Raw genomic sequence first — 18,269 nt, forward strand, 5'->3', positions numbered from 1 at the left:
GGCTTAGCCGATGACCATCGGGATGTTTTTGTACAGCTGGATGATGTATTCCATGAACGTCTGCACGATCCACGGACCGCCGATGATCAGGGTCACCAGCATCACCAGAAGACGCGGCAGAAAGCTCAGGGTCTGTTCGTTGATCTGCGTGGCGGCCTGGAACATCGACACCAGCAGGCCGACCAAAAGGCTCGGCACCACCAGGATGGCGACCATCATGGTGGTCAGCCACAGCGCTTCACGAAAGATATCGACCGCGACTTCCGGCGTCATGGCGAAACACCTCCAAAACTGCTGGCCAGGGTGCCGATGATCAGCGCCCAGCCATCCACCAGCACGAACAGCATGATCTTGAACGGCAACGAGATGATCAGCGGCGAAAGCATCATCATACCCATGGCCATCAGCACGCTCGCCACGACGAGGTCGATGATCAGGAACGGGATGAAGATCATGAAGCCGATCTGGAACGCGGTTTTAAGTTCGGAAGTCACGAACGCCGGCACCAGGATGGTCAGCGGCGCCTGATCCGGGGTGGCGATGTCGGTGCGCTTGGACAGGCGCATGAACAGCTCCAGATCGCTGGTGCGGGTCTGCGCGAGCATGAAGTCCTTGATCGGCACCTGAGCCTTTTCCACCGCTTGCTGCGCAGTGAGGGTTTCCGCCAGATACGGTTGCAATGCGTCGTTGTTCACCCGGTCGAACACCGGCGCCATGATGAACAGCGTCAGGAACAGCGCCATGCCGGTGAGGATCTGGTTCGACGGCGTCTGTTGCAGACCGAGGGCCTGACGCAGGATCGAGAAGACGATGATGATCCGCGTGAAACTGGTCATCAGAATGACCGCCGCCGGAATAAAGCTCAGCGCAGTCATGATCAGCAGGATCTGCAGACTGACCGAATATTCCTGCGCGCCGTCGGCATTGGTGCCCAGCGTAATCGCCGGGATCGACAACGGATCGGCGGCCAACGCCAGCGGCGCGGCCAGCAACAGGACCAGCGTCAAGACGATGCGGAGCGCACCCATTACTTCGTATCCTTCTGATCCTTGCCGAGAATTTTCAGCAGATGCTGAGCAAATTCCGGCGTCGCTTTTTCACTGGCGGAGGGGACTTCGACCGGTTCCTTGAGCACGTGCAGCGCGGTGATGGTGCCGGGGCTGAGGCCGAGCAGGATCTGCTCATTGCCGACCTGCACCAGCATCAATCGGTCACGCGGGCCGAGCGCGCGCGAACCGATCAACTCGATCACCTGCCCCTTGCCCGCCGGCCCTGCCTGCTGCACGCGGCGCAGCAGCCAGGCGAGGAAGAAGATCAAGCCCAGCACCAGCAGCAAACCGAACACCAGTTGCGTCAACTGCCCGGCCACGCCGCTGTTGACCATTGGCGCGGTGGCGGCAGGCGCAGCAGTGGTTGCGCCCGGCTCGGCAGCCAGCACACTCAACGGCAATGCCAGCAGACCCCAGAGAAACCTTTTCACTCAGCGCAGCTTCTTGATGCGTTCGCTTGGGCTGATCACGTCGGTCAGGCGGATGCCGAACTTCTCGTTGACCACCACTACTTCGCCGTGGGCGATCAAGGTGCCGTTGACCAGCACGTCGAGCGGCTCACCGGCCAGACGATCGAGCTCGATCACCGAACCCTGGTTGAGTTGCAGCAGGTTGCGGATGTTGATGTCGGTACTGCCGACTTCCATGGAAATCGACACCGGAATGTCGAGGATCACGTCCAGGTTCGGACCGTCGAGGGTCACCGGATCGTTGTTCTTCGGCACGCTGCCGAACTCTTCCATCGGCAGACGGTTGGAGCTTGAAGTGCCGGCGTCGGCGGCCAGCAGTGCATCGATGTCAGCCTGGCCGGCGTCACCGGTTTCTTCCAGGGCCGCAGCCCATTCATCGGCCAGTGCCTGATCGTCCTGCGCGTTCATATCGTCGTTCATCATGTGTCCTCGGCGGGCAACAATTCGGTTAAATACGGGGGTGAAAGGCGCCGCCTCAGCGACGCTCGATCGGCTCGATCACTTGCAACGCGAGGTTGCCTTTGTGCGAGCCCATCTTGACCTTGAAGGCCGGCACGCCGTTGGCGCGCATGATCATGTCTTCCGGCATCTCGACCGGGATCACATCACCCGGTTGCATGTGCAGGATGTCGCGCAGCTTCAACTGGCGGCGGGCCACGGTGGCACCGATGGGCACGTCGACATCGAGCACGTCCTGGCGCAGGGCATTGACCCAGCGCTCGTCCTGATCGTCGAGGTCGGACTGGAAACCGGCGTCGAGCATTTCCCGCACCGGCTCGATCATCGAGTACGGCATGGTCACGTGCAGGTCGCCGCCACCGCCATCGAGTTCGATGTGGAAGGTGGAGACGACAATTGCTTCGCTCGGGCCGACGATGTTGGCCATGGCCGGGTTCACTTCCGAGTTGATGTACTCGAAATTGACTTCCATGATCGCCTGCCAGGCTTCCTTCAGATCGACGAAGGCCTGCTCGAGAACCATGCGCACCACGCGCAGTTCGGTCGGGGTGAATTCACGCCCTTCGATCTTGGCGTGACGGCCGTCGCCGCCGAAGAAGTTGTCCACCAGTTTGAACACCAGTTTGGCGTCGAGGATGAACAGCGCAGTGCCGCGCAGCGGTTTGATCTTGACCAGATTGAGGCTGGTCGGCACGTACAGCGAGTGCACGTATTCGCCGAATTTCATCACCTGCACGCCACCGACGGCAACGTCCGCCGAGCGGCGCAGCATGTTGAACATGCTGATGCGGGTGTAGCGGGCGAAACGCTCGTTGATCATTTCCAGCGTCGGCATGCGTCCACGGACGATGCGATCCTGGCTGGTCAGGTCGTAGCTTTTGACACTGCCGGGTTCGGCAGCATTATCGGTCTGTACCAGACCATCATCGACGCCATGCAACAGCGCATCGATTTCATCCTGGGACAGCAGATCCTGCACGGCCATGTCGTGTTCCTACTGCAGTACGAAATTAGTGAAAAGCAACTGTTCGATGACCACTTTGCCCAGTTCTTTCTGCGCCACTTCCTGGACGCTGGCGGTGGCCTTCTGGCGCAACATCTCCTGACCGACCGGGGTCGCCAGTGTGGCGAAATCCTGACCGGAGAAGAGCATCACCAGGTTGTTGCGGATAACCGGCATGTGCACTTTAAGCGCGTCCAGATCGGCCTGGTTACGCGCCAGCATGGTGATGCTCACCTGCATGTAGCGCTGACGGCCGTTCTGGTTGTAGTTGGCAACGAAGGCTGGCGCCATCGGCTCGAAAATCGCTGCCTGCTTGCCGACCGGCGCTGCTTCAGCGGCCTCGGCAGGCTTGCTCTGGGCGCCGTGCATGAAGAACCAGGTCGCCCCGACGGATGCACCAATGGCCACCAGCAACGCCAGCACGATCACGATGATCAGCTTGAGTTTGCCTTTGGTTGCGGGGTCTTTTACTGCTGCAGCTTCGCTCTTCGCCATGCCAATAATCCGTCACTAATCGGGGGTTTCACAGTCGCACGGCAAGGCAAGAGCAAGTGTTATGCCAGAAGTGTCGGAGGCTGAAGGGAGGGCGACATAAAACAAATGTAGGAGTGAGCCTGCTCGCGATTGCGGTGTGTCAGTCAACGAGTCCGCTAACTGACACACCGCAATCGCGAGCAGGCTCACTCCTACAGGGGGGGGCTGTGCTTTATCAGGCGTAATAGTCGACCGCGCTGGTGCCGATGACGCTGGTGGTCTGCGCCGCCACTTCAGCCACAGTGGCCGGTGCCAATTCTTCATCCGCCGAATCCAGACGCCCGCCGGCGGCGCTGGTGCGTCCGGTGTGGCCCTGCTGCGCCTGTTCCTGGCCTTGCTGGCCCTGCCAGCCACGGTTCTGGTCGGAGACGTTGACGTCGACCTGGCCCATGCCCTGCTGGTTGAACATGTCGCGCAGGCGATGCATCTGGCTGTCGAGCGCTTCACGCACGCTCGGGTGCGCGCTCATGAAGGTCACCTGGGTCTGCTGATCGGGAACCATGTTCACGCGGATATCCAGACGCCCCAGTTCAGCCGGTTGCAACTGAATATCGGCGGCCTTGAGGTTGACGCTGGACAGATACATGACGCGGTTGACCACTTCTTCGGTCCAGCCGCTCTGGTGCATGGCGATCGGCTGATTGACCGGCAGCGCATTCGCGGTTTTTGGCGTAGCGGCCTGGGTCAGTGCCGCCAGACGGTTGGCGAAGTCGTCGACGCGGGTATCGCTGGTGGCTGATTTCAGATCCTTCAGACCATCATCGATCAGCCCGCTGAAGGCTTTTTCGCCACCTTGGCTGGTGCTGTCCTTGTCGGCCTGGACGTCGAGCATGCTGGCCATGCCGGCGGCAAAGTTCTGCGCAGCGGTCAGTTCGCCGTCGGCCTGAGCCTGAGCGGGAGAGGCTTTCGGTTGTGCCTGACTGGCGGCAGAAATATGCCCGCCCTGCTCCATCGCCATGCGCACGGCCGGCATCGAGTCGAGCGGGTCGGCCGAGGGATCGAAATCGCTGTCGGTAGCCGCCGGATCTTTGACCATGCCCGGCACAGCAGTCAATGCAGGTGTCTCAGTCTCCGGCTGGGCTGGCGCCGCGACTACCGGGGTTTGCACGACAGGCGCTGCGACCAATGGCTGGACGACTTGAGCCAGGGCTGGATCCAGCGCCGGGTCTACAGGCGCGGTATCGACCACAGGGGTTTGTACGGTTTCAGCGGTGTCATCGGCAGTGGCAGCTGCGTCGTCACTCGCCGCCGCTTTGTCCGCAGGCAACGCTTTGCCGCTATCGGCAACTGCTGGCTCGGGCGCGGCAGACTGATCTTTGCCGATATCCTTTTTGCCGCTGTTGTCAGCGACCTTGTCGCGTGCCGGTTTGACTGAATTATCGGCGCTGGCGGCAGGCTTGGCCGGCGCTTGATTGGCGAACACTTTGGCGAAGCTCGAAGCCTTGTCCCCGGCGTCTGCGGCCATTGCCGACGATTTGGCAGAGGCGGCTTGCGCCTTGGCCTGGGCGGCGGTCTGAAGAAGAATGTTGGGGGTCGCAGGCATGACACGGTCTCCGCTGCACTGGGATCGTAGGTACAGTTGAGCAAGATGACTGCAAGTGCCGGGCCAGTTTGGCCAGGCACTTGCGAAAAACGCCGGAAGGCGGCTTCAGTGGGTATGGGCGTGGTGCTTTTCGTCTTCGTACACGGGGCGTACGTCGGCGAACTCGGAATGGATGTCGGCAACCAGCTGAGCGAGTGCTTCCGGGCTTTTGTCCTTGGCATTCGACTCAAGGTCCTGGCACAACTCAGCGAGTCGAACCGCGCCCATATTGCAGGCGCTGCCTTTGAAACTGTGGGCACAACTCATTAGCTGATCGGCGTCTTTGGTTGCGCGCAAGTTGCTCAAGCGCTCCTCAGAGTCATTCAGAAAAGTATCCAGAAGCTCTGGATAATCGCCCTCCATTACCTCGCGCAAGGTATCGAGAACGTCGCGATCTACATGTAGGTCAGTCACTTGCTCACTCCTTGATCAAGAATGGGCGGATTATGCCTCAATCTCCCAGAAAAACTCCACGCTGGCACTACGACCTTGGTCCGACCAGCTGGCGTTGTGTCCCAGTTGCCGGACCAGGCTGATGCCGCGTCCCGACAGGCGGACATTGTCCAGGGGCCGCTGCATGACCCGCGCCACATCGAAACCCTTGCCGCTGTCCTCGACCCGGATGACCAGACGCCCGCCCTCGCCTCGCGGTTGCACCTGCAGATGCACCCGCACGAAACCCTCCTGCAGCGCCTCCAGGCGTGCCGCACGCATTTCGTAGTAGCGGGCAAACCCGGCCGCATCGCGCTTGAGGCTGGAATCGAGCCCGAGCACGCCATGCTCCAGCGCATTGGAATACAACTCGGCGAGTACGCTGTACATGGCTCCGCTTTGCGAGCGCAGGCCGTGCACCTCGAGCAACAACTGCAAGAGAAATGGCAGCGGATTGAAGCGCCTGAGCGTGGCACCGCGAAACTCGAAACTGGCCGACCAGTCCAGCGGGCACGACTGGCCGCTGTCCGAATACACCGGTGCCGCGCCGTGCGCCTGCGTCGACTCGAGCAGGCTGACCTCGACCATGCTCACGTCATCACGGGCCTGTCCGCGAAAATCGCGCAACGCCTGCTCGATGTCCTCGAACAGCCGATCCGGCTCGCTATTGGCGGCAAAGACCTGCTGCAAACGCTCGACACCGAACAACTGGTCATTGGCATCGCAGGTATCGATCACCCCGTCCGATAACAGAAACACCCGATCATCAACGGCCATCGGATACACATCCGTGCGGTCATCGAAGGCCTGCGCACTGAGAATTCCCAACGGTAAATGCCGCGCCGGCAGCGGCACGCGCTCGCCACTCGCCATGCGGTGCAAGTAACCGTCGGGCATGCCGCCGTTCCACACCTCCACCGAGCGGCTCTGGAAGCTCAGACAGAGCAACGTGGCGCAGCAGAACATGTCCACCGGCAGGATGCGCTTGAGCTTGGCGTTCATCTCGCGCAGGGTTTCGGCCAGACCGTAGCCCTTGGCGGTCATGCCGTAGAACACTTCGGCCAGCGGCATCGCGCCGACTGCCGCCGGCAAGCCATGCCCGGTGAAATCGCCGAGCATGACGTGCATGTCACCGGCCGGCGTGTAGGCCGCCAGCAACAAATCGCCGTTGAACAGTGCGTACGGCGATTGCAGGTAACGGATGTTCGGCGCACTCAGGCAGCCAGAATGCGCAACCTTGTCGAACACCGCTTTGGCCACGCGCTGTTCGTTGAGCAAATAGTCGTGATGTCTGGCGATCAAGTCGCGCTGCTGCAGAACCGTCGCCTGCAGCCGGCGCAATCGATCCATCGCCTTGATTTTGGCGGCCAGGATCACCTGGTTGTACGGCTTCGCCAGAAAATCGTCGCCGCCGGCCTCAAGACAACGGGCCAGCGCTTCGCTCTCGGTCAGCGAGGTAAGAAAAATGATTGGCACCAGCGCTTCGCCCGCCAGCGCCTTGATCTGCCGCGCCGCTTCGAAGCCGTCCATCACCGGCATCAGCGCATCCATCAGCACCAGATCGGGTTGCTGCTTTTGGAACGTATCGACCGCTTCAGCACCGTTGGCGGCCGTCAGTACCTGATGGCCCTGACGACGGACGATGGTCGACAGCAGCAACCGGTCGGCGGCGCTGTCTTCGGCGATGAGAATGGTCAGCGGCTCTTGCGCCTGCATGGGCGTCAACTGATGTCGAAGAGTTTGTCGAAGTTGGAAATCGCGAGGATTTTCTTCACATCGGTGCTGCTGTTGACGACGCGGATATCCGACTCGTCGCCACCCGCGTGATCACGCAGCAGAAGCAGCATGCCCAGCGCGGAGCTGTCGAGGTAGGTGGCCTCTTTGAGATCTACCACGATGGATTCGGGTTTCTTGTCGAGCCGCTCATACGACTCGCGAAACTCCTGATGGCGACCGAAATCGAAGCGCCCTTTGACCGAGATCGTCAGCTTCTGACCATCCGGTGATACTTGTGTAACGACTGACATTGACTGGCTTCCTTGTCATTGACGAACCTGTACAAGGTTTAGCAGCTGTCGGGCCTCGGGGCAAGAAACAAGCAAAGATCAAAAGATCGCAGCCTTCGGCAGCTCCTACATTTGGAATGCATTCCCCTGTAGGAGCTGCCGAAGGCTGCGATCTTTTGATCTTTAGAAGGCATCACGCCGCGGCAAACGCTGCGACAGTTCATCCAGCAGCTTCTGCTCGCGTTTGTCCTCAAGGCGTTGCGCCTCTTCGCGATAACGTTGCACCAGCTTGCGTAGCCCTTCAACCCGGGCGAATGCCTGTTGCCATTCCTCACGCGCTTTGTCGAGCTTGTTCTGGTGCCAGACCAGGCTCTGCCGTTGCTGATCGACGGCGGTGTCGAGTTGCGCCAGAAAGCCCTGAAAACCCAGCAGCCACTGCCCGGTCACGCCGGTGCTGCCGCGCACGATCCATTGCTGCGAGTAATCCAGACGAAAGGCATTGAGGTCGGCCAGTTTGCTTTCCGCAACTTTGACCTGACCCTGGAAATAGCCCAGTCGTTGCACGGCGGCTTTTTCGGCCTTCTCGGCCATTTCCACCACCGGTGCCAGGCGCGCTGCTCGGCTGACGGCCATGGCCGGTTACCCGCCCGCCGCTGGGGCGAACAGGGTTTCCAGGTAGGCCTGGCTTTCACCCATGGTGATTTTGTCGTTGAGGCCCTGGCGCTGATACCTGACCAGTTGCGGCTGCAGGGAAATCGCCAGATCGGTCTCGCGATCACCGCCGGCGACGTAAGCGCCGACGCTGATCAGATCGCGGCTCTGCTGATAGCGCGACCACAACTGCTTGAAGTACTGCGCACGCTGCATGTGCTCCGGCGAAACCACCGCCGGCATGACCCGGCTGATCGAGGCTTCGATGTCGATCGCCGGATAGTGACCTTCCTCAGCCAGGCGCCGCGACAGCACGATGTGGCCGTCGAGCACGCCCCGCGCCGAGTCGGCAATCGGATCCTGCTGGTCATCGCCTTCGGACAGAACGGTGTAGAACGCCGTGATCGAACCGCCGCCCTTCTCCGCGTTACCGGCGCGCTCCACCAGTTTCGGCAGTTTGGCGAACACCGAGGGCGGATAGCCTTTGGTCGCCGGCGGTTCGCCGATGGCCAAAGCGATTTCCCGCTGGGCCTGGGCGAAACGGGTCAGCGAGTCCATCAGCAGCAGAACGTTCTTGCCCTTGTCGCGGAAATACTCGGCGATGCGCGTGCAATACATCGCCGCGCGCATACGCATCAACGGCGCATCGTCCGCTGGCGAGGCGACTACCACCGAACGCTTGAGGCCTTCCTCACCAAGGATGTGCTCGATGAATTCTTTAACTTCGCGACCACGTTCACCGATCAGGCCGACGACGATGATGTCGGCCTCGGTGAAGCGGGTCATCATGCCCAACAGCACGGATTTACCGACACCGGTACCGGCGAACAGACCGAGACGCTGGCCACGGCCGACAGTCAGCAAACCGTTGATGCAACGGATGCCGACGTCCAGCGGCACGCTGATCGGGTCACGGTTGAGCGGGTTGATTGTCGGGCCGTCCATCGGCACCCAGTCTTCGGCTTTCATGCCGCCCTTGCCGTCCAGCGCGCGGCCGGCGCCGTCGAGTACTCGGCCGAGCATGCTCATGCCCATCGGCAGCCGACCGGTGTCGGCCAGCGGCACCACGCGGGCGCCCGGGGCGATGCCGGCGACGCTGCCGACCGGCATCAGAAAGACTTTGCTGCCGGAGAAACCCATGACTTCCGCTTCCACCTGGGACGGGTGATAGCTGTCGTCATTGATCACCATGCAGCGGGTGCCCATGGCGGCGCGCAGCCCTTCGGCTTCCAGGGTCAGACCGACCATGCGCAGCAGTCGACCTTCAAGGATCGGCGCGCCGGCAATCTCGGTGGCCTCGGCGTAGGTGCTCAGGCGCTTGGCGAAGCTGGTGCGTTCAAGGCGCATCGCTGGCGTCCGCGCGCGGCTCGTCGGAGTCGACAGGCGCTGGGGTGTCTTGAGGAATTTCCAGGCTCAGGTCAGGCGTCGCCGGGTGCAACGCTTGTTCGTGCAACTGGTCGAACAGTTTGGCCATGACCTGAGTCACCCGCGATTCGACGCTGGCATCGATGCGACTGTGCTCGGTTTCAACCCGGCAGCCGCCCGGCAACAGCGACTCGTCTTCGACGATGCGCCAGGTTTCTTCGTGGCGTTCGCGCAGGGCTTTGACCTGGGCGAAGTCCTGCGGATTGACGTACAGGCGGACGTTTTCCACGCCCAGCGGCAACAGCTTGAGGGCATCGCGCATGACGTGTTCGATCTGCGTCGAATCGATGGCCAGTTCGCGCTTGATCACCTGTCTGGTGATGTGCTGCACGAGGTCGACCAGCGACTTTTCAATCTGTGTGTCTTGCTCAGCGATCGGCTCGAACAGGTTGCCCATCAACAGCTCAAGGCTGGCGATTTTCGCCGCCAGCGCTGTTTCGGCTTCCTGACGCACCTTCAGCGTGGTGCTGTGAAAACCTTCCTTTTCGCCAATGGCAAAGCCCTCGTTGTAAGCCTCCTGACGGATGCTTTCGAGTTCTTCCAGAGTCAGTGGCTGGACTTCTTCCAGCGGCACTTCTTCCATTTCCGGCGGTTCGGGTTCCGGCTCAGGTTCGGGTTCCGGTTTCGGCGGATCGAAGCTGGGCATCGCCCAGGATTCGAAGCCACGAACATCGCGGGCGCGGATCAGATCCGTCACAGACTCGTCAGGCTTATCCATGGGCTTAGATCATTTCCTCGCCGCCCTTGCCACCGAGCACGATCTCGCCGGCTTCGGCCATACGACGGGCGATGGTGAGGATTTCCTTCTGCGCGGTTTCGACATCGCTGACGCGCACCGGGCCTTTGGCCTCGAGGTCGTCGCGCAACAGTTCGGCGGCACGCTTGGACATGTTCTTGAAGATCTTTTCCTTGACGCCTTCGTCCGAGCCCTTGAGGGCCAGTACCAGCACATCGGAAGAGACTTCGCGCAACAGCGCCTGAATGCCACGGTCATCGACGTCGGCAAGGTTGTTGAAGACGAACATGAGGTCTTCGATCTGACCGGACAGGTCTTCGTCGACTTCGCGGATCGAGTCCATGAGCTGGCCTTCGATCGAGCTGTCGAGGAAGTTCATGATGTCGGCCGCACGCTTGATGCCACCCAGGGTGGTGCGCGAGGCGTTCGAGTTGCCGGAGAACTGTTTCTCGAGAATCTGGTTGAGTTCTTTCAAGGCTGCCGGCTGCACGGTGTTCAACGACGAAACGCGCAGGATGATGTCCAGACGCACCTTATGGTCGAAGTTGCCGAGCACTTCACCGGCCTGATCCGGGTCGAGGTACGCGACCACGATCGCCTGGATCTGCGGGTGTTCGTAACGGATGACGTCGGCGACGGCGCGCGGCTCCATCCATTTCAGACTGTCGAGGCCGCTGGTGTTGCCACCGAGCAGGATGCGGTCGATCAGGCCGTTGGCCTTGTCTTCGCCCAGGGCCTGGGTGAGCATCTTGCGCACGTAGTCGTCGGAACCGACGCCGAGGCTGGTCTGATCGCCGACGATGTCGACGAACTCGCTCATCACCTGCTCGACCTGCTCGCGGTGCACGTTGCCCATCTGCGCCATGGCCACGCCAACGCGCTGAACCTCTTTGGGGCCCATGTGGCGCAGCACTTGCGCGGCATCGGTCGAACCCAGGGACAGCAGCAGAATCGCGGCTTTGTCGACCTTGGTCAGTTTGACGGCGGCGGCTCGGTTATCACTCATCTGCGTTAATCCACTCTTTTACGACCTGAGCCACGCGACCCGGGTCTTCAGCTACCAGACTCTTGATTGCATTCAGCTGCGCGTCATAACCCTCGCTCGGGCTCGGCAACAGAATGCTCTGCGGACCACCGAGGCTCACGCGGTCGTTGGCCAGGTCGCCGTCCAGGCCGCCCATGCCACCGAGTTCCACGTCGCTGCCCAGACCGGCCAGCTCCTTGCCTTTGCCACCGCCGGTGATGTTGTTGAGCACCGGACGCAGCACACCAAACACCAGCACGAGGATGAACAGCACACCCAGCACTTGTTTGACGATGTCCCAGAACCATGGCTGGGAGTAGAACGGAATATCGGCAATCACTTCACCGCGCTCGGCGGAGAACGGCATGTTGATCACGCTGACGCTGTCACCACGGCTGGCGTCGAAACCGACGGCGTCCTGCACCAGACGCGTGAAGCGCGCCAATTCGTCGGCGCTCCACGGCGCACGGCTGGTTTCACCGTTGGCCGGGTTGATCTTGACCTGATCATCGACCACCACCGACACCGACAGGCGATTGAGACGGCCCTGTTGCTGTTTGGTGTGGCTGATCGAACGGTCGAGCTCGAAGTTCTTCGTCGATTGTTGACGCTTGTCGGCCGGATACGGCGCGAGCATCGGCTGGCCGGTGGCCGGGTCCATGATCTGCTGACCGTTGGCGTCAACCAGTGGCTGACCCGGCTGGATCATGCCGGCCGGTGCGGCGGTGCCACCGGTGGTCTGCGGCGCCGAGGCTGGCGACGGTGGCTGGTTGCTCAGGGCACCCGGCACACCTTGCGGGCCATTGCTGGCGGTGCGTTGTTCGTTGACCGACTGCTCGCTGCGCAACGCCGGTTGGTCCGGGTTGAACTGCTCGGCAGTCGATTCCACGGCATTGAAATCGATGTCGGCGGAGACTTCCGCTTTGTAGCGATCATTGCCCAATACCGGCTGCAGAATGTTGTGCACGCGTTGGGTGAGCATGCTTTCCATGCGGCGGCTGTAATCGAACTGCTTGCCGGCCATGGTCATTTCCGAGTTCTCCGCCTGATCGGAGAGCAGATTGCCCTTCTGATCGACGACGGTGATCTGCGATTTGCTCAACTCAGGCACGGACGTCGCGACCAGGTTGATGATCGCTACCACCTGACCCGGCTCCAGCGAACGCCCGCTATACAGCTCGACCAGTACCGAAGCGCTCGGCTTGCGCTCGTCACGGACGAACACCGAACTCTTCGGAATTGCCAGGTGCACGCGGGCACCCTTGACGTTGTTCAGGCTGGAGATGGTGCGCGCCAGTTCGCCTTCGAGGCCGCGACGATAACGGGTCGCTTCCATGAACTGGCTGGTGCCCAGACCCTGTTCCTTGTCGAGGATTTCGAAACCGATGTTGCCGTCGCTGGGAGTGACACCAGCGGCAGCGAGTTTCATCCGCGCACGGGACAGGTCGTCGGCCTTGACCAGCAAGGCGCCGGAATTGGGTTCTACGTTGTAGGGAATGTCAGCGGCGGCCAGGGTTTCCATGACCTGCTTGGCGTCCAGGCCGGCAAGGCTGCCGTACAGTGGACGGTAATCCGGCTGCTGCGACCACAGCACCACGGCAAAGCCAATCGCCACGCTCGCAGCCAGGCCGACCAACAGGCCGACCTGACGCAGCACGGTCATCTGGGAAAGGTTTTCCAGAAAGGACAGGCCGAACAGCGGCGGTTTGCCGTCGATCGGGGTGGCCTTGGCCGGAACGTTATCAGCGACTGCTTCTGCCATGACTTATTTCGCCCTTAAACCGGCATCTGCATGATGTCTTGGTAAGCCTGGACCAGCTTGTTGCGCACCTGGGTCAGAGCCTGGAACGACACGCTGGCTTTTTGCGATGCGATCATCACGTCGGTCAGGTCGACACCGCTCTTGCCGATCTCGAACGCATTGGCCAGTTGAGTCGACGCCTGCTGGGTATCGCTGACTTTATTGATCGCCTGACCGAGCATGTCGGAAAAGCTGCTGCCGGCAATTTCAGGGACAGCGGCAGTCGATTTACGCGCAGACATGGCATCCACTTTCATGGCCTGCATGTCCATCATCAACCGATTAAATTCAATACCTTGGCTCATGGTCTACTCTCTTGGGCGGCCCGCAATTTTTTGACACTCACTCGGCGGGTACACAGGTATTAGCAACAAGGGTGCCAGCTCATGGGCACCCTTCTGAGAAAAGCATCTGGAATGTTTTGCAGCTTCTGTCAGGTGGCGAACAGATAGCCTTCGACGTCCATCCCGGCGTCGCGCATTTGCGCCAGTTTGTAGCGCAGGGTGCGGGGGCTGATGCCGAGCTTTTCGGCAGCTTCCTTGCGGCGGCCACGCTCGGCGCGCAGGGTGTCGATGATCATCTGAAACTCCCGGCGGCGCAGGTCGTCGCCCAGGGCTCCGGTGGAATCCGCCTCGATTTCCACCTCGCGAATCACCGGTGCCGCGACCGGCAACGAGGCAAATGTCACCGCACCGGTCAGGCAGAAATCCTGCGGCTGGATCAAGCCGCCCTGCTGCAGAATCAGCGCGCGCTGAATGGCGTTATCCAGCTCACGCACGTTGCCCGGCCACGGGTACTCGGTCAGGCAGGCTTGTGCTTCGGGGGAAAGCTTCGCCGCAGCGTGCTTCATTTTATTGACGTGTTTGGCCAACAACTTTTCCGCCAGCGGCAGGATATCGGCAGTGCGCTCGCGAAGTGGACGCCAGGCCAGAGGAAAAACCGACAAGCGGTAAAACAGGTCTTCACGGAAGCGCCCCGCTGCCACTTCGCCAGCCAGATCACGGTTGGTCGTGGCGACCACGCGGATATCCAGACTGATCGGCTTGCGTGCGCCCACGCGCTCGACTTCGCGCTCCTGCAGGACCCGCAACAGTTTGGCTTGCAGACCCAGCGGCATTTCGGAAATTTCATCGAGCAGAATGGTGCCACCGTCCGCTTGCTCGAACTTGCCGGCCTGCGAGGCGATAGCGCCGGTAAACGAGCCTTTCTCATGCCCGAACAGTGTCGCTTCAAGCATGTTGTCGGGAATCGCCGCACAGTTGATCGCAATAAATGGCTGACTGGCCCGCCGCGATTGCTGGTGAATGTAGCGCGCCAATACTTCTTTACCGGTGCCGGACTCGCCGGAGATCAGGACAGTCGAATCACTGCGCGCGACTCGTGCGGCCAGTTCAAGCAACTGCGCACTGGCCGGCTCGACAGCAACGGGGCCCTCCGCTTCGCCAGCATCAATGCTGCCCAACGCGTGCCGGGCCACCAGATCAAGCAACGCTTTGGGTTCGAACGGCTTGACCAGATAATCCGCCGCGCCCTGGCGCATGGCATCGACCGCACGCTCGACTGCGCCGTGGGCGGTCATCAGCAGCACCGGCAATTGCGGTTGGCGCGCGCGCAGCAGGGCAAGCAATTGATGGCCGTCCATGCCCGGCATGTTGACGTCGCTGACCACCAGACTGAAGGCTTGCTGCGCGACGGCCGTCAGTGCTTCTTCGGCGCTGCCGACGGCGTGATAGTCGTGGCCGGCGAGCAACAGCGTATCGGCCAGCGCTTCGCGCAACGAACGGTCATCCTCGACCAGCAACACCTTGATGCCCATGACGATCATTCAACTCCCTGTGCAGCGGAAAACAGCGGCAGGCTGACCTGCGCGCAGGTACCGCGCCCGACCCGCGAACGCAGGGTCAATTCTCCCTGATGGGCACGCGCCACCGCTTTGACCACGGTCAGGCCAAGGCCGGTCCCGGTGACTTTGGTAGTAAAAAAAGGCTCGCCGAGGCGCGCCAAAACTGTCGGCTCAATGCCGCTGCCGCTGTCGCTGACACACACCCGCAGGGTGTTGCCTCTGGTGTAGCAATGCACTTTCAAGCGCGCCTCGCCGGCGCTGGCCTGGATGGCATTTTCAATCAGATTCAGCAATGCGCCGACCAGCGTATCGCGGTTGCACAGCAGCTCACCGGCATGGCTGTCGCACTGCCAGCGGATTGGCAGATCCTGCACGTGGGTCAGCGCCGCGGCCTGCAGCGACTGCATCAAGGCATCGGGGGTGAGGCGATCGGTCAGGGGCAATTCACCACGGGCGAACACCAGCATGTCGCGCACTTGATGCTCGAGTTCGTGCAGACGCTCTTTCAGGCGTCCGGCAAAGCGCTGCTGGGTTTCCACCGGCAATTGCTGCTCAGTCAAATGACTGGCGTAAAGCAAAGCGGCGGACAGCGGCGTGCGAATCTGATGGGCCAGAGACGCAACCATGCGCCCCAGCGAAGACAACCGCTCGTGCCGTGCCAGTTGATCTTGCAGATGACGGGTTTCCGTCAAGTCATTGAGCAGCACCAACTGCCCCGGCTCGGCGTCCAGCGAGCGGGTGGAGATCGACAGGCGTCGACCGTTTTTTAGAGAGATTTCATGACCGTCGTCTTCACGCGGAGCGAAGCAGCGTGCGATCACATGGCGCCAGAGCTCGCCTTCGAGTGGCGAGCCAAGCAGGTCGATGGCGGCCGGGTTGGCTTCGCGCACCAGACCGTGGCCGTCGATAACGATCACGCCGCCGGGCAACAGGTCGAGGAGGTTTTGCAGGCGATTGGCCAGGCGTTCTTTTTCCGCCAGCTCCTGCATGCGCTGGGCGCTGACCACCGCCAGCTCACCCTTGAGCTCGGTGACGCGCGCTTCGAGCAGACTGTAAGAGTCAGTCAGCTGGCTCGACATCTGGTTGAACAGCTGAAAGGCCTGCTCAAGTCCCTGACGACTTGCCTGCTCTACGGACGAGGGTTGCCCCACGATATTGGAGGCAGAAGAGATCTGGGCGGCTTGGGGCATTGGGCTCTCTCGCTTGGCTGACCGTCAGTGAAACGGAACGTTGCGAGGGCTATAGCAATACCCGTGCCTAAAAAAAACCGCTTATAAATGAAGCGGTTGAAAAACAGGCGTCAATCATCCGCCTGTTCATCTCCTCCAGCGCGGCTCATGCCGTACTTGCGCATCTTCTCGACCAGCGTGGTGCGACGAATACGCAGACGCTCAGCAGCACGGGCGACAATGCCATTGGCATCGTCCAGCGCCTGCTGAATCAGGCCCTGCTCCAGGCCACCGAGGTAGTCCTTGAGGTCCAGACCTTCCGGCGGCAGCAGTGCGTTGGCGCTGAAGTCCGGAGTATGGCCATTGATCGCCACGCGCTCTTCAAGATCGCTACGCAGACTGTCGACCATTTGCTCGTCTTCGTCGTCGACGTAGCGGAATTTCTTCGGCAGCTCGACCACGCCGATCACCCCGTACGGGTGCATGATCGCCATACGCTCAACGAGGTTGGCCAGTTCGCGGACGTTGCCCGGCCAGCCGTGACGGCACAGCGACATGATCGCCGCCGAGTTGAAACGGATCGAACCACGCTTCTCGTGCTCCATGCGCGAGATCAGTTCGTTCATCAACAGCGGGATATCTTCGACACGCTCGCGCAGCGGCGCCATCTCGATCGGGAACACGTTCAGGCGATAGTAGAGGTCTTCGCGGAACGAGCCGATCTCGATCATGCTTTCGAGATTCTTGTGGGTCGCGGCAATGATGCGCACGTCGACGCTCTGGGTCTTGTTGCTGCCCACGCGCTCGAAGGTACGCTCCTGAAGCACGCGCAGCAGTTTGACCTGCATCGGCAGCGGCATGTCGCCGATTTCGTCGAGGAACAGCGTGCCGCCGTTGGCCAGTTCAAAGCGTCCGGCACGGCTGGTGATCGCACCGGTGAAGGCGCCCTTCTCGTGGCCGAACAGTTCGCTTTCCAGCAGCTCAGCAGGGATCGCCCCGCAGTTGACCGGCACGAACGGCGCGTCGCGGCGCTTGGAGTGGTAGTGCAGGTTGCGCGCGACCACTTCCTTGCCAGTGCCGGACTCGCCGAGGATCAGCACGCTGGCGTCGGTGTCGGCCACCTGCTGCATCATCTGACGGACGTGCTGGATCGCACGACTGGTGCCGACGAGGCTGCGGAAAAGATTGGGTTCGCGATGACGGCCGCGTTCACGGGCCTGGTCGTACATCTCGCGATAGACCTGGGCGCGGTGCAGCGAATCGAGCAATTTGCTGTAGCTGGGCGGCATTTCCAGGGTCGAAAGGACGCGGCGACGCTGGTCTTCAGGCAGGTCAACGGAAGAATTATCGCCCATTAACAAAACCGGAAGGAACTCATCCCAGGTTGCGAGTGTCTTTAGCAAGCCCAAAAGCGCGCCAGGAGCATTGACGGTCCCGATCAGTACGCAAATGACCTCACGACTAGACGACAAAGAGCCGACTGCCTGCTGCCAGTCATGGCTGCCGCAGGGTAAATTTTCTTCGCCAAGAAAATTCAAAATCACCGCCAGGTCGCGGCGGCGGACGCTATCGTCATCGATCAGCAGAATTTTGGTTTCACGCCACATGCAATAGCAACTTCCCTAGTCAACTCAATGCCCGAAAAATAAGGCAAGCGAGACGCTTGCAGGACACCATGTGCCTGTAGACGCCCTAAACCTGATAATAGCCACTAGTTAAGTCAAAAAACCGTGCACAGTCAAATTTATGGCGCACATCTCTGGTTCAACTGACGGTTAATCAACCAAACAGATGGTAAACCTTTGCAGCCTTTTGCGCTTGGGTGATCTGCGACATCTCGTTGGCTATCGCCTGCCGCTCGCCCATTGCCACCTCAAGAAGCTCTTTGTACACGAATAGCAGCTCTTCAAGGTTATCGCGCAACGCAACTTCGTCCAGCGAAGCTTCCGCCATGACGTCTTCCATGCAGGAACGGCAAGCCAGATCCAGCTCGCCAATGGCTTCCCAGTTTCGCTCGGCCAGAGCACCGACCAACGCTTCACGGGTATCGGCTATTCGCTGCAATACAAGACTCATGGTGATCTC

The 18,269-nt window shown here is 60.9% G+C and carries 20 protein-coding genes; all 20 read right to left on the reverse strand.

Translation table 11 applies throughout. The features are described 5' to 3' along the window. Positions 1 to 3: 3 nt before the first annotated feature. The 20 genes from fliQ to BLU71_RS13850 all read right to left on the reverse strand — a co-directional run bounded on the left by fliQ (position 4) and on the right by BLU71_RS13850 (position 18,260). Positions 4 to 273, reverse strand: a complete 270-nt coding sequence (fliQ, locus tag BLU71_RS13755) for a flagellar biosynthesis protein FliQ (protein WP_016771067.1) — start codon at positions 271 to 273, stop codon at positions 4 to 6. Continuing rightward, the gene (gene fliP, locus BLU71_RS13760; protein WP_042607538.1) at positions 270 to 1,028 is read right to left on the reverse strand and encodes a flagellar type III secretion system pore protein FliP; all 759 of its coding nucleotides are present in this window, start codon (positions 1,026 to 1,028) and stop codon (positions 270 to 272) included. The genes fliQ and fliP overlap by 4 nt, the downstream gene beginning before the upstream one ends. Then, on the reverse strand, positions 1,028 to 1,480 hold the full coding sequence (gene fliO, locus BLU71_RS13765; RefSeq protein WP_083353305.1) for a flagellar biosynthetic protein FliO: 453 nt from the start codon (positions 1,478 to 1,480) through the stop codon (positions 1,028 to 1,030). The genes fliP and fliO overlap by 1 nt, the downstream gene beginning before the upstream one ends. Further along, positions 1,481 to 1,939 carry a flagellar motor switch protein FliN gene (gene fliN / locus BLU71_RS13770; RefSeq protein ID WP_016771070.1) on the reverse strand — a complete coding sequence of 153 codons (459 nt, stop codon included), beginning with the start codon at positions 1,937 to 1,939 and terminating at the stop codon, positions 1,481 to 1,483. Between the two features lie 55 nt (positions 1,940 to 1,994). Further along, positions 1,995 to 2,963, reverse strand: a complete 969-nt coding sequence (fliM, locus tag BLU71_RS13775) for a flagellar motor switch protein FliM (protein WP_003222890.1) — start codon at positions 2,961 to 2,963, stop codon at positions 1,995 to 1,997. A gap of 9 nt (positions 2,964 to 2,972) precedes the next feature. Beyond that, positions 2,973 to 3,476, reverse strand: coding sequence for a flagellar basal body-associated protein FliL (gene fliL, locus BLU71_RS13780; RefSeq protein ID WP_016771071.1), 504 nt, complete (start codon positions 3,474 to 3,476; stop codon positions 2,973 to 2,975). A 214-nt stretch (positions 3,477 to 3,690) separates the two neighbouring features. Then, the gene (locus tag BLU71_RS13785; RefSeq protein WP_083353306.1) at positions 3,691 to 5,058 is read right to left on the reverse strand and encodes a flagellar hook-length control protein FliK; all 1,368 of its coding nucleotides are present in this window, start codon (positions 5,056 to 5,058) and stop codon (positions 3,691 to 3,693) included. A gap of 105 nt (positions 5,059 to 5,163) precedes the next feature. After that, a complete protein-coding gene (locus BLU71_RS13790; RefSeq protein ID WP_083353307.1) occupies positions 5,164 to 5,511 on the reverse strand; it encodes an Hpt domain-containing protein in 348 nt (115 codons plus the stop codon). A 30-nt stretch (positions 5,512 to 5,541) separates the two neighbouring features. Further along, the gene (locus tag BLU71_RS13795) at positions 5,542 to 7,245 is read right to left on the reverse strand and encodes an ATP-binding SpoIIE family protein phosphatase (RefSeq protein ID WP_083353308.1); all 1,704 of its coding nucleotides are present in this window, start codon (positions 7,243 to 7,245) and stop codon (positions 5,542 to 5,544) included. A 5-nt stretch (positions 7,246 to 7,250) separates the two neighbouring features. Next, positions 7,251 to 7,556, reverse strand: a complete 306-nt coding sequence (locus tag BLU71_RS13800; protein ID WP_065617405.1) for an STAS domain-containing protein — start codon at positions 7,554 to 7,556, stop codon at positions 7,251 to 7,253. Between the two features lie 162 nt (positions 7,557 to 7,718). Continuing rightward, positions 7,719 to 8,168, reverse strand: coding sequence for a flagellar export protein FliJ (fliJ, locus tag BLU71_RS13805; RefSeq protein WP_064362064.1), 450 nt, complete (start codon positions 8,166 to 8,168; stop codon positions 7,719 to 7,721). A gap of 6 nt (positions 8,169 to 8,174) precedes the next feature. Next, positions 8,175 to 9,533 carry a flagellar protein export ATPase FliI gene (gene fliI, locus BLU71_RS13810; protein WP_083353309.1) on the reverse strand — a complete coding sequence of 453 codons (1,359 nt, stop codon included), beginning with the start codon at positions 9,531 to 9,533 and terminating at the stop codon, positions 8,175 to 8,177. Next, a complete protein-coding gene (gene fliH, locus BLU71_RS13815; protein ID WP_064362065.1) occupies positions 9,523 to 10,329 on the reverse strand; it encodes a flagellar assembly protein FliH in 807 nt (268 codons plus the stop codon). The genes fliI and fliH overlap by 11 nt, the downstream gene beginning before the upstream one ends. Positions 10,330 to 10,333: 4 nt before the next feature. Then, positions 10,334 to 11,353 (reverse strand): flagellar motor switch protein FliG, encoded by a 1,020-nt coding sequence (gene fliG, locus BLU71_RS13820; RefSeq protein WP_039761172.1) that lies wholly within the window; start codon positions 11,351 to 11,353, stop codon positions 10,334 to 10,336. Continuing rightward, entirely contained in the window at positions 11,346 to 13,133 is a 1,788-nt protein-coding gene (gene fliF / locus BLU71_RS13825; RefSeq protein ID WP_042607530.1) for a flagellar basal-body MS-ring/collar protein FliF, read from the reverse strand. Before fliF ends, fliG begins: the two co-directional genes overlap by 8 nt. A gap of 14 nt (positions 13,134 to 13,147) precedes the next feature. Beyond that, the gene (gene fliE, locus BLU71_RS13830; protein ID WP_016771081.1) at positions 13,148 to 13,477 is read right to left on the reverse strand and encodes a flagellar hook-basal body complex protein FliE; all 330 of its coding nucleotides are present in this window, start codon (positions 13,475 to 13,477) and stop codon (positions 13,148 to 13,150) included. A gap of 128 nt (positions 13,478 to 13,605) precedes the next feature. After that, on the reverse strand, positions 13,606 to 14,988 hold the full coding sequence (locus BLU71_RS13835; protein ID WP_065617490.1) for a sigma-54-dependent transcriptional regulator: 1,383 nt from the start codon (positions 14,986 to 14,988) through the stop codon (positions 13,606 to 13,608). A gap of 5 nt (positions 14,989 to 14,993) precedes the next feature. After that, positions 14,994 to 16,205 carry a sensor histidine kinase gene (locus BLU71_RS13840; protein ID WP_042607529.1) on the reverse strand — a complete coding sequence of 404 codons (1,212 nt, stop codon included), beginning with the start codon at positions 16,203 to 16,205 and terminating at the stop codon, positions 14,994 to 14,996. A gap of 110 nt (positions 16,206 to 16,315) precedes the next feature. Beyond that, positions 16,316 to 17,791, reverse strand: coding sequence for a sigma-54 dependent transcriptional regulator (locus BLU71_RS13845; protein ID WP_041479014.1), 1,476 nt, complete (start codon positions 17,789 to 17,791; stop codon positions 16,316 to 16,318). Positions 17,792 to 17,963: 172 nt separating this feature from the next. Continuing rightward, positions 17,964 to 18,260 (reverse strand): hypothetical protein, encoded by a 297-nt coding sequence (locus tag BLU71_RS13850; protein WP_016771085.1) that lies wholly within the window; start codon positions 18,258 to 18,260, stop codon positions 17,964 to 17,966. Positions 18,261 to 18,269 lie beyond the last annotated feature (9 nt).

The sequence above is a fragment of the Pseudomonas moraviensis genome (assembly GCF_900105805.1).
Lineage (GTDB): Bacteria > Pseudomonadota > Gammaproteobacteria > Pseudomonadales > Pseudomonadaceae > Aquipseudomonas > Aquipseudomonas moraviensis_A.